The organism is Sphaerisporangium siamense, from assembly GCF_014205275.1.
Classification (GTDB): domain Bacteria; phylum Actinomycetota; class Actinomycetes; order Streptosporangiales; family Streptosporangiaceae; genus Sphaerisporangium; species Sphaerisporangium siamense.
Genome location: NZ_JACHND010000001.1, coordinates 4,690,949 through 4,704,441 on the forward strand (window position 1 = coordinate 4,690,949; position 13,493 = coordinate 4,704,441).

Below are 13,493 nucleotides of genomic sequence, written 5' to 3' on the forward strand. Positions count from 1 at the left end.
AGAGCCCGAGCGCGGCGTCGTGTAAGGAGATTGCGGGGGCGCGGGGCACGTTTGGCAGGTCCTTACCGTGTCGGTGGCGGGGAACGGGTCTAATCTGCCCGCAGCGGGAGAGGAACCGGGCGGTCACGGTGAGCGCGCGGGGCCTGGACCGGGCGTGGTGGCATGGCACCACGTACGACAGGAAAGCGCCGCGGAGGTCCGCCTGCGGGGTGGCCACCGACCCCCGGCCCGGCTAGCGAAGGGGCTGCAATGGTCTGGAAGGTGCACGGGGACGGGCGGGGGCCGGCGCCCGGAGAGGTGGTCAGGCCGGACGAGCGGCTGAGCTGGCCGCGGATGGCCGGGTTCGGCGCGCAGCACGTCATCGCCATGTTCGGCGCGACGTTCGTGTTCCCGCTGATCATGGGCCTGAACGCCAATGTCGCGATCATGATGTCCGGCGTCGCCACGATCGTCTTCCTGCTCATCGTGCAAGGGAGGATTCCGAGCTATTTGGGCACCTCGGCGTCGTTCGTGGGCGCCGTGGTCGCGATCCGCGCGGCGGGCGGCGACGACGCCACGGTCACCGGGGCGATCCTGGTGGCGGGCGTCGTGCTGGCGCTGTGCGGCGTGGCCATCCACTACCTGGGCGTGCGGTCCATCAACCGCGTCTTCCCGCCGGTGGTGACCGGCGCCGTCGTGATGCTGATCGGGTTCGGCCTCGCGTACGTCGTGGCCGACGTCTACTGGCCGCAGGACCAGTGGATCGCGCTGACCACGATGCTCGTCACGTTCGTCATCATCGTGGCCTTCAAGGGCTTCGCCGGCCGCATCGGCATCCTGCTCGGCCTGGTCGCCGGCTTTCTGCTCTCGGTCGGCGCCGACAAGATCTTCGGGAACATCACGGCGTACAACGCCGCCACCGGCAAGGTGGACACGCACGCCCGCGTGAACTTCCAGCCGGTCGCGGACGCCCCGTGGTTCGGCCTGCCCGACTTCCACGCCCCCGGCTTCACCGGGTCGGCCGTCGTGCTCGTCCTGCCGGCCGTGATCGCGCTGATCGCCGAGAACATCGGCCACGTCAAGGCCGTCGGCGAGATGACCGGCGCCGACGTGGACCCGTACATGGGCAGGGCCGTGCTCGCCGACGGCGTCGGCACGGTGGTGGCCACGGCGGTCGGCGGCTCGCCCACCACGACCTACGCCGAGAACATCGGCGTCATGGCCGCCACCCGCGTCTACTCCACGGCCGCCTACTACATCGCCGCCGTCGTGGCGATCCTGTTCGGCCTGTGCCCGAAGTTCGGCGCGCTGATCGCCGCGACCCCGGGTGGCGTCCTGGGGGGCATCACCGTCATCCTGTACGGCATGATCGGCCTCCTGGGCGCGAAGATCTGGATAGAGAACCGCGTCGACCTCTCCGACCCCGTCAACATGGTGCCGGCCGGCGCGGGGATCATCCTCGCCATCGGCCCGGTGTCGCACCAGATCGGCGAACATTTCTCGCTGGCCGGCATCGCGCTCGGCACGATCGTCGTGCTGGGCGGCCACCACCTGCTGCGCGCCATCGCCGGTACGCCGCGGCCCTCGCCCGGCGCGTCGCCCGCGACCGTGAGGGAGAGCGAAACCGGCACGTGAAGCCACCTCCGTTCGACTACCACGCCCCACGGGACGTGGCCGAGACCCTGGAGGTCCTGGCCGCGTCCGGGGAGGGCGGCAAGGTGCTGGCCGGGGGCCAGAGCCTGATCCCTCTGCTGAACATGCGCCTGGCCGCGCCGTCGTGCCTGGTGGACATCAACCGCGTCGCCGCGCTCGACACCCTGGAGGTCGAGCCGGGCGGGGTGCGCGTCGGCGCGCTGGCCAGGCACGCGGCCGTGGAGAGGTCCCCGGCGGCGGCGCGGGTCCAGCCGCTGCTGCGCGCCGCGCTGCGGCTGGTGGCGCACCCGGTGATCCGCAACCGCGGCACGGTCGTCGGCAGCCTCGTCCACGCCGACCCCTCGGCCGAGCTGCCCGCCGTGCTGGCCGTGCTCGGCGGCTCGGTGCGGCTGGCACGGCACGGCGGCGCCACGCGCGACGTCCCCGCGGAAGCGTTCTTCACCGGGCCGCTGGAGTCGGCCCTGGAGCCGGGGGAGCTGGCCGTCTCGGCGTTCTTCCCGTCCCCGCCGCCCCGCACGGGCTCGGCCTTCCAGGAGGTCGCGCGCCGCCACGGCGACTACGCGATCGCCGGCGCCGCCGCCGTGGTGGGCCTGGACGAGGACCTGCGCGTCACGGCGGCCAGGGTCGCGTGCGTGAGCGCGGGGCCGGTCCCGGTGACGGTGGACGTGACCGACGCCTGCGCGCGGCGCCCGGCCGCGTCGGTCCCCTGGGACGCGGTGGCGGACGCCGTGCGCGGGAACGTGGACCCCGAGGAGGATATCCACGCGTCCGCGCGCTACCGCGGGCACCTGACCGGCGTGCTGGCCGTGCGGGCGCTGCGCCTGGCCGCCGCCGAGGCCGGGCGCGCGGAGGAAAGAGCGGCAGGCGGAGTGACAGGGGGAGCGGAGTGAGCGAGCGGCCGCACCCGATCGCGCTGACCGTCAATGGCGTCGTGCGCGAGGCCGAGGTGCCCGCCCGCCGGCTGCTGTCGGACTGCCTGCGCCACGACCTCGGCCTCACCGGCACCCACGTCGGCTGCGAGCACGGCGTCTGCGGATGCTGCACGGTCCTGCTGGACGGCGCGCCGGTACGCTCGTGCCTGACGCTCGCGGTGACGGCCGACGGCCACGAGATCACCACGGTCGAGGGGCTGGCCGGGCCGGACGGCGCCCTGTCGCCGGTGCAACGGGCGTTCGCCGAGTGCCACGCCCTGCAGTGCGGCTTCTGCACCCCCGGCTTCCTGTGCACGGTCACCGCGCTGCTGCGCGACAACCCCGCCCCGTCCGGCGACGAGGTGGTCGAGGGCATCTCGGGAAACCTGTGCCGGTGCACCGGCTACCAGAACATCGTGAAGGCGGTCCACCGCGCAGCGGAGCTGACCGCGCAGACGGGAGAAGAGCCGGTGACGGGTGAGCGGCCGTGACGACGAAGCTGTTCGGCGAGCCGGTCCGGCGCAGGGAGGACCCCCGGCTCCTCACCGGGCAGGGCCGCTTCCTGGACGACCTCGGGCGCACGGCCCTGGCCGCGGCGTTCGTCCGCTCCCCGCACGCCCACGCCCGCATCCGCGACATCGACGTGTCGGCCGCCCTGGACGTGGACGGCCTGGTCGCCGTCTACACCTGGGAGGACCTGCCCGAGCGGGTGCGCGACCCGCTGCCCCTGCTGATCCCGCACCCCGCGCTGACGCACGGGCGCACCGCCCACCCCCTGGCGAGAGAAGTCGTGCGGCACGTCGGCGAGCCGGTCGCCATGGTCGTGGCGCGCGACCGCTACCTCGCCGAGGACGCCGCCGCGCTGGTCCAGGTGGACTACGAGGTCCTCAAGCCGGTGGTCGGCATCGAGGAGGCTGCGCGGGGCGCCCACCTGGTCCACCAGGACGTCCCCGGCAACGTCGGCGCGCACCTCGTCCAGGAGGTCCCCTCGGCGGCGGGTCTCGGCGCGCGTGACGCGATCGCCGGGGCCCCGCACAGCCTGGAGTTCCGGCTGGACATCGAGCGCAGCGCGTCCATGCCCCTGGAGGGCCGCGGCGTCTACGCCCGGTGGGACGCCGACGACCGCTCGCTGCGCGTCTACTCCTCCACCCAGACCTCCACCAGCGTCCGCATGGCCGTCGCCGCCAAGCTCGGGCTGCCCCTGCCCTCGGTCGAGGTGATCGCCCCGGACGTCGGCGGCGGCTTCGGCGTGAAGATCGTGCACCCCTGGCCGGAGGAGGTGCTGGTGCCGTGGGCGGCCATGCTGCTCGGCCGCGAGGTGAAGTGGGCCGAGGACCGCCGCGAGCACTTCGTCTCCTCGGCGCACGAGCGCGGCCAAGTGCACCACGTGCGGGCGGGCTTCGACGGCGAGGGCCGCCTGCTCGGCCTGGACGTGACGATCCTGCACGACCACGGCGCCTACACCCCGTACGGCATCATCGTCCCGATCATCACCAGCACCCAGATCCTCGGCCCCTACCGCGTGGGCGCCTACCGCGTCGAGTTCTCCTCGATCTACACCAACACCGTGCAGGTCACGCCGTACCGGGGCGCGGGCCGCCCGCAGGCCGCGTTCTGCATGGAGCGCACGATCGACAAGATCGCCGCCCACCTGGGCCTGGACCGGGCGGCGGTGCGCGAGGCCAACTTCATCCAGCCGTCCGAGTTCCCCTACGACCAGGGGCTGATCTTCCAGGACGGCCGTCCCCTCATCTACGACAGCGGCGACTACCCGGCCTCGATGCGCATGCTCAAGGAGATGATCGGCTGGGACGGCTTCGCGGCGGAGAAGGCGCGCGCCGCCGCCGGCGGGCGCCGCATCGGCATCGGCCTCGCCTGCTACGTGGAGGGCACCGGCGTCGGCCCCTACGAGGGCGGCCACGTGCAGGTCACCTCCGACGGGCGGGTGCACGTCTCGACCGGGCTCACCTCCCAGGGGCAGGGGCACGAGACGGTGTTCGCGCAGATCGCCGCCACCGAGCTCGGCGTCCCGCTGGACGCGGTCTCGGTGGTGACCGGCGACACGCGGCGCTTCGGCTACGCGGTCGGCACCTTCGCCTCGCGGGCCGCGGTGATGAGCGGGAACGCCATCGCGCTGGCCTGCCGCAAGGTGCGCGAGAAGGCGCTGCGCGTGGCCGCGGAGGCGCTGGAGGCCGACCCGCGCGACCTGACGATCGAGGACGGCGAGGTGCGCGTGGCGGGGAACCCCCAGGCGTCGATCCCGCTGGCGACCGTCGCCGTGCTGTCCAACCCGCTGCGCTACGCCTTCGACGAGGAGGCCGCGCGGGCCACCCAGTTCTCCGGCGCCGCCTCCCCGGACCGGCCGCCGGTCGAGGAGGGCGAGGAGCCGGGCCTTGAGGGCCGTGACTACTACTCGCCGGTCCGCTCGACGTTCGCCTCCGGCATGCACGCCGCCATCGTCGAGACCGACCCGGACACCGCCGAGATCCGCATCCTGCGCTACGCGGTCGTCCACGACTGCGGCAGGCTCGTCAACCCCATGATCGTCGAGGGGCAGATCCACGGCGGGGTGGCGCAGGGGGTCGGCGGGGCGTTGTACGAGCGCATGGCCTACGACGGGCACGGCCAGTTGCTCAACGCCTCGTTCATGGACTTCCTGATGCCGTACGCCACCGAGGTGCCGCGCATCGAGACCGGGCACCTGGAGACGCCGTCGCCGCTGAACCCTCTCGGCATCAAGGGCGCGGGGGAGGCCGGGGTCATCCCGGTCTCGGCCGTGATCGCCGCGGCCGTCGAGGACGCCGAGGGCATCGCGATCGACCGGATGCCCATTTCGCCCTCCGACCTGCACGACCTGCGGGCGCGCGCCCGGCCCTGACCCCTCGTGTCCATGGCGACACGGTGAGTGTTTTCGGCCCCGCCCGTCCGACTCCTGTGACCACCCGTACAGATCACAGTGTGTCGCGATGTTGCTACAGTCCGTGACGGAAGACGCCGGGAGATCGCCGCCGCCGGCGGCCGGACTCCCGGCACGACCGACACGAGGAGGAAAGCGTCATGAAGCCAGCGTCCTGGAGTGCACGAATCGCCGCGGCGGCCGGTGTCGCCTGCTTGGCCATGGTGGCCATCGCCGGCCCGGCTCCGGCGGGCACGACGGGGGAGAAGGACGCGAACAAGGGGCCCGGCGACATCTGTCTCTGGTCCGGCAAGGACTACGGCGGCACCTCGTGGTGCTGGAACCCGGGGAACGGGTACGTGGACGTGCCGCCCGCCCTGCACGACAACGTGGGCTCGTTCAAGGCCGACGCCGACGGCTGCTTCATCAACTGGATCCACGTGCCCGACCGCAAGGAGACGCGGGTGGTCCGCAAGGGCGACTACCGCAAGGTCTACAAGAACGACTTCGGCGGCAAGATCGACGCCGTCGCCCCCCGCTGCTGAACCGGCGGAGCGCGAAGCGGGCGCGGACCCCACGGTCCGCGCCCGCGGGCGTCTCCGGGGCTCAGGCCGTGACGCGCTTGCGGAACACCCAGTACGTCCACGCCTGGTAACCCAGCACGAACGGCAGCGCGATGAGACCGATCCAGGTGAGCAACCCCAGCGTGTACGGCCCGGAGGCGGCCCCCGCGACCGTCAGGCCCGGCAGGGGAGCCTGCCACAGCACCGCGAACACCGTGGCGGTGAGCAGCGTGATCGACCCGGCGGTCGCCGTGAACGCCCAGCCCTCGCGCCGGCGCCAGACGAGCGCCACCCCGGCGGCCAGCGCGACCATCGCGGCCACCGCCGCCGCCCACACCAGCGGGTGCGCCGTCCAGTCCGCGCCCGCGGCCCCGGCCGGACCGATCGCCGCGGGCACCCCCGGCAGGGCGAGCGCCGCGGCGGGGACGGCGACGGCCGCGGCCGTCAGCGCGGCGCGCCGGGCGCGGGCCCGCAGCGGGCCGGTCGTCTTGAGCGCGAGGAACACCCCGCCGTGCAGCATGGCCAGCGAGAGCGACAGCGCCCCGCCGACCAGCGTGCCGGCGAGCGTGCCCGACAGCATGTGCCCGAAGATGCCGCCCCACAGGAACGCGGTGAGCACGCTGCCGGTGACGATGCCCGCGTCGCACACCGCCCGTTCGCGGCCCTCGACCTTGCCGCGCCACTCCAGGGCGACGCCGCGCACGATGAGCCCGGCGAGCACCATGACCAGCGGCAGGTAGAAGCCGCTGAGGAACCCCGAGTACCAGGCGGGGAAGGCGGCGAACATCGCGCCGACGGCCGTGATCAGCCACACCTCGTTGCCGTCCCACACCGGGCCGATGGTGGCGAGCGCCTGACGCCGCTCGGCCTCGCCGCGCGCGACCAGGGGCAGCAGCGCGCCGACGCCGAAGTCGAAGCCTTCGAGCACGAAGTACCCGGTCCACAGGAACGCGACGACCAGGAACCAGAAGGTGGTGACGTCCATGGGGGGCTCCTAGTACATGAGGGTCGGCGCGAGCCGCGCGGGCTCGGCGTCGTCGGGGACGCGCGGGGCGGGGACGACGGGCTCGGGTCCCGCCTTGACGTGGCGGGCCAGCAGCCATCCCTCGGCGACCGCGAGCGCTCCGTACAGGGCCGTGAACAGCGCCAGGGAGATCGCGACTTCGGTCACGCTCACGCTCGGGGACACGCTCGCCGCGGTCAGCAGCTCCCCCTGGACGGTCCACGGCTGGCGTCCGATCTCGCTGAGCAGCCATCCGGCGACGATGGCCAGCGTGGGCAGCGGCAGGGCGAGAAGGCACGCGCGGGCGAACCAGTCGGGGGTGCCCCGGCGGCGCCGGGTCAGCCACAGCCCGAGCAGCGACAGGCCCACCGTGGCCAGCCCGAACCCGATCATCACGCGGAACGACCAGAACACGACCGGCACGTTCGGCCGGTAGTCGGCCTCCCCGTACCGCTCGGCGTACCGCCGCTGGATGTCCTCGATGCCCTGGACCTCGGCGTTCGGGTCGTGCGCTGCCAGCAGGCTGAGCACGTACGGCACCTCGACGCCGGGGACGATCGAGGCCGGCGCGCCTTTCTGGTCGTGCCGCAGGCCCTCGGCGGCGGCCAGCTTCATCGGCTGCTGGTCGCGCAGCAGTTGCCCGGACATGTCGCCGGTGCCCGCGACGACCGCTCCCGCGATGGCGGTCATCACCAGCGCGGCGCGCAGGCTGGTGCGCCACATCATCGGGTCGGCGGGGCCGCGCCCGCGGGCGGGCCTGGCCATCGGCACGGTGACGTCGCCGTCGGTGATCATGCGGCGTTCGCGGAGGATGCGGTAGCCGCTGACCGCGATCACGAACCCGCCGGCGACGATGAAGGCCGCCGCGACGACGTGCGGCACCTGCGCCAGCGCGGTGGAGTTGGTGAGCACGGCCCACAGGTCGGTCATGCGGGCCTTGCCGTCCACGACCTCGTACCCGACGGGGTGCTTCATCCAGGCGTTGGCGGCCAGGATGAAGTAGGCCGACAGGTTCGAGCCGATGACGGCGGCCCACAGGCACGCCAGGTGGATCCGCTTGGGGAGCCTGTCCCAGCCGAAGATCCACAGGCCGAGGAACGTGGACTCCAGGAAGAAGGCCAGCAGGGCCTCCAGGGCGAGCGGCGCGCCGAAGACGTCGCCGACGAACGTCGAGTAGGCGCTCCAGTTCATGCCGAACTGGAACTCCTGCACCAGGCCGGTCACCACGCCCATCGCGAAGTTGATCAGGAACAGCTTGCCGAAGAACTTGGTGAGCCGCAGGTAGTGCGCCTTGCCGGTGCGGTGCCATGCGGTCTGGAGGCCGGCGACGAAGACGCCGAGGCCGATCGTCAGGGGTACGAAGAGAAAGTGGTACACGGTGGTGACCCCGAATTGCCACCGTGCCAGGTCCAGTGCGTCCATGCGCCCCTCACATCGGAGCTCTACGTCTCGTAGTGCTACCTCTAGTAGTACTACAGGCTGTAGAGCTAATCCTCAGGGGAGGCGCCGCGTGTTCTGCGATCTTCGTCACACCAGGCCGCGCGCCCCTCCCCAGGTTCGCGCGCGGCCCATCGCCCCCTTGGCGCGGCGCCCCCATCATCGTGGGCGGGGACACGCGGCGGCGTCCGCCCACGGGGTGATTCGCCGGTACGCCGTCCGAGGGACGGCCGGGCGCCCCGCGGCCCTCCCCGTGATCTTTCGCGTCCCCCGTTAGCCGTCCGCAAGGACCCCGCAAGGAGTTTCGCCCATAGTTGAAAAACCAACGAACGGCACATCAATCGGCAGGTCGCGGTACACGGATCCTGCCACCAGTACGTCAGCTCTGTGAGGTCGTCCGGCACCCGGTCGTCGGCGCGCGGGACCCTCTCACCACCGACAGCACGGGTGGGGGCCCGGGCTCCGCTCGCCGGCGGACGCCGGCCACGTCGCACTGGAGGATGACCATGACCGGCCCCGAAATCGGGCGGCGCCGTGAGATTCGCAAGGTGGGGGTCTGGCCTCCCGGCAGCCTGCTCGGCGGCCTCGGCGAGGCGGCCAGGGACGGGTTCCTCGCGCTCGGGACGCCCAGGCAACTCACGGCCGGCGAGACCCTGATCGCCGAGGGCGAGACCCCGGCCGAGGTGTTCCTCCTCCTCGACGCCTGCGTCAAGATCACCGCCAGGACGGCGGGCGGCAGGTCCGCGCTGCTCGGGCTGCGCGTCGGCGGAGACCTCGCCGGCGACCTCGCCGCCCGGGACGGCCGCCCCTCGGCGGTCACCGCCACCGCGGCGGGCCACTGCCTCATGCGCGCGATCCCGCGCCAGGCGTTCCTCGGCTTCCTCGCGCGCTGCCCCGAGGCGGCCACGGCGGTGCGGCGCGCCGCCCAGCGCGCCTCCGTCCGGCGGCGCGTCGAGTTCTCCGCCCTTCCCCCGCTCACCCGCCTCACCCGCGTCCTCGCCGAGCTCGCCGACTCCTACGGCACCTCCGTGCGCGAGGGCGTCATGATCGACGTGGACCTCACCCAGCCCGAGCTGGCCGCCCTCGTCGGCGCGTGCGAGCCGACCGTCCACCGGGACCTCGACGTGCTCCGCAGAGGAGGCATCCTCGGCACCGGCTACCACCACCTCGTCGTCCACGACGCCCGCAGGCTGCGCCGCCTCGCCGGGCTCGGCGGCCACTCCTGGGAGTACGAGGTCCCGGCGTGACCGGGGAACGCCGCTGGCGCGGCCTCGGCCCCTGCGTCGCCCGCAAACCGCCGGTCAACGAGCCCGGCGGGCCGGTGCGCCGGCTCTGCATCGCCCTGGACGCCCACGGGCACGGCGCGGCCGGGCGGCCCCTCGTCGGGATCGTCGAGGACGCGAGCGAACGGGCCGGCCTCGACCGGCTCTACCTGGCCGAGCGCGGCGCCCCCGCGGGGGCGGCGCCGCGGCGGTCCGGGGGCCTGCTCCTCCTGCTCCCGCCCGGCGTGGACGAGGCCCGCGTCATCGCCGGGTTCGTCGGCGAACTGCGCCTGGCCCTGGGACGCCACAACGACCGTCCCGGCGCGGACGCCAGGACGCGGGTGCGCGCCGCCTTCCACCAGGGGCCCACGAGCGTCGGCGAGGGCGGCGTCGTCGGCAGGGCCGTGGACACCGTGTGCATGATGCGCGACAGCGAGGCGCTCAAGGACGCGCTGCGGCGCCACCCCGGCTCCGACCTCGCCGTCGCCATCTCGGCCCAGCTCTTCGAGGACGTGATCGAGCACGAGCACCGCGACCTCAGGCGGCACGCCTTCCACCCGCTCACGATCAAGGCGCACGGCACGCCCGCCGAGGCGTGGATCAGCGTCCCTGGCGCCGACCGCCACGTGTTCCGGCGCGACCGGGTGCTCGGCGTCCCCCGGCGGCGGCACGCGCGTCCCGGCCCGGTTCTCAACATCGACGAGTTCTGAGATGGCCGCGACACCTGACGACGAGGAGAGCCGGGAGGCCGGCTCCGAGAGCCGCCCGCCCGGGGAGCGGCGCCGGCCCGGCGAGGTCCACGAGGGTCTCGACGACCTCGTCCGCGCCGTGGAACGGTACAAGCGCGGCGCGGGACGGCGCCCGGCCATGGCCGACGCCGTCCGCGGAGCCTTCTACGCGGCGCGCGACGCCCTCGGCGTCGTAGCCGCCCTGCCCGCCCGCCTGTGGCGCGCCCTGCGCCGCCGCTCCCAGAGTTGAGGGATCGGTCCGGGGACGCGGGTGGGTGGCCGGGTGAGGTGTTAGCGTGATCCGCGTCGCGGGCGTTCGGTTCCCGGGCGAGACCTGACGGGCCGCGCCCCTCTGGCGGGCAGGTGTCGCCCTCATCGGGCCGCCGGCGGGTCTCTGGTCTTACGGCGTCGGAGGTGTCCATGAAGGTCGTCGGCAGTGCCGTGGTGGGGGCCGAGCGCGGCCGCGTCTGGGCCGCGCTCCAGGATCCGGCGGTGCTCGTGCGCACCATCCCCGGCTGCCGCCGCCTGGAGGCCGCCGGCGCCGACACCTACCGCATGACGGTCAGCGCGGGCGTCGCCTCCATCAAGGGCGTCTACGAGGGCGAGGTCGCCCTGTCCGAACCCGACGAGCCGGAGGCGTTCACGCTGCGCGCCCGCGGGACCGGGGCGCCCGGCACCGTGGACGCCACCGTGCGCGTCCGCCTCAGCGAGGTCGAGGGCGTCGACGGCGGCGCGACCCGCGTCGACTACGACGCCGAGGCGGTGGTCGGCGGCATGATCGGCGGCGTCGGGCAGCGCGTCCTCGGCTCGGTCGCCAAGAAGACCGCGGGCGAGTTCTTCACCGCCGTCGACCACCACCTCCGCCGGACCGCCCCCGAGACCGTCCCTGTCACGGCTCCCGCCGCGGGCGAGGTCGTCCCCGTACCGGCCGGGACGGCCCCCGCGCTTGCCGGAACGGCGGATGTCATCGCGCATGCCGCGCCGGGCCAGGTCTTCGAGCGCCCGCGCCCCGAGCGGGCCGGTACGCCGGTCTGGCCGGTGCTGACGGCGTTCGGCATGGGCGCGGGCATCTCCCTTGGCAGCGCCGTCATCGGCTGGCTCCTCGGCCGCTCCGGACGCCGCCGCTGACCCCGTGCCCCGGCCGGCGCGCATCGAGGCTCCTGATGCTCGCCGATCGTGGGGAGGGAGCCAGGGGCACGCCTCTCCGGGCCGTAGATTTTTCCACTGCTCGCGGGGAGGTTCCGGTACGTCGCCGTGCCGGGTTCGCCGCAGCCTTTACCCCCCGCCGGTTGCGCGCCACCGCCCCGCCCCGGCCACGCGAGCGCCGTCCCCCCGGGGTAGATCCCGATCTTGTTACGGTGTCTCGCGGAAGAGGATCTCCCGGCGTAACGTGGTGGGCATGCGAGAGTTCCGTGCGGAAGACGCCCGGACGCAGGCCCGGCGGCTCATCCAAGACCTGCTCGGCGAGGAGCACCCGACGGCGGCGTCCCTGCTGAACGCGGCCGGAGCCGCGCTCGGCGGCGACCGCGCGGCCCGCTGCGCCGAGCTCGCGCAGGGAGCGCCCCTCATCCGGCGCTCCTCCGAGCTGGCCGCCATCGCCGGCCTTCTCATCGGCACGGGCGCGCTCGGCGAGAGCTGGTGGACGTCCGCGCGCGACGGGAAGATCCCCGCCCCCGACGAGGTTCTGGCCGTCGGCACGGCCATCGAGCCGTGGACCGACCTCACCGTCCTGGAGATGCTCGCCTCCTGGATCTCCGAGGACGCCGCCGACGTCGCGTGGAGCCGGCCGATCGCCTCGGTCGACCTCAACTCCTGGCAGGCCGAGGACCGCGTCGAGCTGCCTCCCGACGTGGCCCCCGGCGCGCGCCTCGTCGTCGCCTTCGACGCGGGCGGACGCGTGGACGCCGTCGTCGTCGAGCGGCCGGACGGCTCGCTCGGCTCCAACCTCGACTTCGCGTCCCTGCGCTACTCCCGCCCCGCCGAGGCGCAGTGGAGCTGGGGCGTCGCCGCCGGCCTCGGCCCGCACCCCCTCCCCGGCGAGGACCCGGACCCGTACGCCGTCACCGTCGACCAGCGCGTGGCCGAGACGCTGCGCCACTGGGCCCTGCGCCACGGCGCCACCGCCGGGCAGATCGGCCCGTGGTGGCAGGCCAAGGGCGACGTGGTCGCCGCCGTGGAGCGCTCCGACTGGATGTGGCGCAGCGGCGAGTGGTTCGCCTGGTGGCGCGCGGCCTCCGCCCTGCTCGGCGGCGACCCCGTCCAGATCGCCGCCCGCATGGACGACATCGCCTCCGCCCCCTGACCCGCGCCGCGGGCGGGCCGGAGCCGCCCGTCAGGCCCGCGGGCCATGCCCCGGACGCCGCCCGGTCAGCCCGGGGTGACGGCCGACAGCAGGGGCTGTGCCGCGGGCCCGAGGTCGCCGCTGCGGTAGTGCCGCCGGCACAGCACCCGGTAGTGCACCTGTGCCCCGTCGGTGTCGGCGATCACGACCTGCTCGCCCGTGCGCGCCATCACCCCGTCGACGATGCGCGCGTTCAGCCTGCCCTGCCGCCCGCACCAGCACAGCACCTCGACCTGCAGCCGCATCACCTCGTCGGCCAGCTCGAACAGCCGCCGCGCCGCCGGGAACATGCGCGAGCGGAAGTCCGAGGCCAGACCGAAGGCGTACACGTCCACGCCGTGCCGGTCCACCAGGTCGGCGAGCTGCTCGATCTGGGCGACGGTGTAGAAGCACGCCTCGTCGCAGATCAGGTAGTCGATGCCGTCGCGGGACTGGACCAGTCCGACCAGGTCGAGGTCGTCGTCCACCTCGATCGCCGCGAGCCCCAGCCCGATGCGACTGGTGACCCGCGCGCCGCCGGACCGGTCGTGCTTGGTGAGCACCAGCCCGCGCCTGCCCTGCCGGGCGTGGTTGTAGTTCATCTGCAGGGCCAGCGTGGACTTGCCGCAGTCCATCGGACCGTGGAAGAACCGCAGCACGCCGTCCCGGCGCGCGTCCGATAGGGGCGGGAGGGGGGTTTCGCTCACGGCCCAGCAGCATACAGACGCCCCCCCGCATCCC

General features: G+C 73.8%; 13 protein-coding genes. 10 read left to right on the forward strand and 3 right to left on the reverse strand.

The features are described from left to right. Positions 1-249: 249 nt before the first annotated feature. The 5 genes from BJ982_RS21725 (at position 250) to BJ982_RS21745 (ending at position 5,984) form a co-directional block, all read left to right on the forward strand. A complete protein-coding gene (locus tag BJ982_RS21725) occupies positions 250-1,614 on the forward strand; it encodes a uracil-xanthine permease family protein (protein WP_184882827.1) in 1,365 nt (454 codons plus the stop codon). After that, complete coding sequence (locus BJ982_RS40540) at positions 1,611-2,522, forward strand: FAD binding domain-containing protein (protein ID WP_184882829.1); 912 nt, start codon at positions 1,611-1,613, stop codon at positions 2,520-2,522. Before BJ982_RS21725 ends, BJ982_RS40540 begins: the two co-directional genes overlap by 4 nt. Beyond that, positions 2,519-3,034 carry a (2Fe-2S)-binding protein gene (locus BJ982_RS21735; RefSeq protein ID WP_184882831.1) on the forward strand — a complete coding sequence of 172 codons (516 nt, stop codon included), beginning with the start codon at positions 2,519-2,521 and terminating at the stop codon, positions 3,032-3,034. The genes BJ982_RS40540 and BJ982_RS21735 overlap by 4 nt, the downstream gene beginning before the upstream one ends. Then, entirely contained in the window at positions 3,031-5,421 is a 2,391-nt protein-coding gene (cutA, locus tag BJ982_RS21740; protein ID WP_184882832.1) for an aerobic carbon-monoxide dehydrogenase large subunit, read from the forward strand. Before BJ982_RS21735 ends, cutA begins: the two co-directional genes overlap by 4 nt. 179 nt (positions 5,422-5,600) lie before the next feature. After that, complete coding sequence (locus BJ982_RS21745; protein ID WP_184882834.1) at positions 5,601-5,984, forward strand: hypothetical protein; 384 nt, start codon at positions 5,601-5,603, stop codon at positions 5,982-5,984. 61 nt (positions 5,985-6,045) lie between these two features. Here BJ982_RS21745 and cydB read toward each other — a convergent pair whose 3' ends face one another. Both cydB and BJ982_RS21755 read right to left on the reverse strand, forming a co-directional pair. Then, a complete protein-coding gene (gene cydB, locus BJ982_RS21750) occupies positions 6,046-6,987 on the reverse strand; it encodes a cytochrome d ubiquinol oxidase subunit II (RefSeq protein WP_184882836.1) in 942 nt (313 codons plus the stop codon). A 9-nt stretch (positions 6,988-6,996) separates the two neighbouring features. Then, positions 6,997-8,427 (reverse strand): cytochrome ubiquinol oxidase subunit I, encoded by a 1,431-nt coding sequence (locus BJ982_RS21755; RefSeq protein WP_184882838.1) that lies wholly within the window; start codon positions 8,425-8,427, stop codon positions 6,997-6,999. 521 nt (positions 8,428-8,948) lie between these two features. Here BJ982_RS21755 and BJ982_RS21760 point away from each other — a divergent pair. The 5 genes from BJ982_RS21760 to BJ982_RS21780 all read left to right on the forward strand — a co-directional run bounded on the left by BJ982_RS21760 (position 8,949) and on the right by BJ982_RS21780 (position 12,734). Next, entirely contained in the window at positions 8,949-9,689 is a 741-nt protein-coding gene (locus BJ982_RS21760) for a Crp/Fnr family transcriptional regulator (protein ID WP_184882840.1), read from the forward strand. Next, positions 9,686-10,414, forward strand: coding sequence for a hypothetical protein (locus BJ982_RS21765; RefSeq protein ID WP_184882842.1), 729 nt, complete (start codon positions 9,686-9,688; stop codon positions 10,412-10,414). The genes BJ982_RS21760 and BJ982_RS21765 overlap by 4 nt, the downstream gene beginning before the upstream one ends. 1 nt (position 10,415) lies before the next feature. Continuing rightward, the gene (locus BJ982_RS21770; protein WP_184882843.1) at positions 10,416-10,682 is read left to right on the forward strand and encodes a hypothetical protein; all 267 of its coding nucleotides are present in this window, start codon (positions 10,416-10,418) and stop codon (positions 10,680-10,682) included. Between the two features lie 170 nt (positions 10,683-10,852). Continuing rightward, positions 10,853-11,560, forward strand: a complete 708-nt coding sequence (locus BJ982_RS21775; protein WP_184882845.1) for an SRPBCC family protein — start codon at positions 10,853-10,855, stop codon at positions 11,558-11,560. Positions 11,561-11,831: 271 nt separating this feature from the next. Continuing rightward, positions 11,832-12,734 carry a hypothetical protein gene (locus BJ982_RS21780; protein WP_184882847.1) on the forward strand — a complete coding sequence of 301 codons (903 nt, stop codon included), beginning with the start codon at positions 11,832-11,834 and terminating at the stop codon, positions 12,732-12,734. Positions 12,735-12,799: 65 nt separating this feature from the next. On the opposite strand, the gene BJ982_RS21785 is transcribed toward BJ982_RS21780, so the two are convergent. Then, positions 12,800-13,459 carry a thymidine kinase gene (locus tag BJ982_RS21785; protein ID WP_239122794.1) on the reverse strand — a complete coding sequence of 220 codons (660 nt, stop codon included), beginning with the start codon at positions 13,457-13,459 and terminating at the stop codon, positions 12,800-12,802. Positions 13,460-13,493 lie beyond the last annotated feature (34 nt).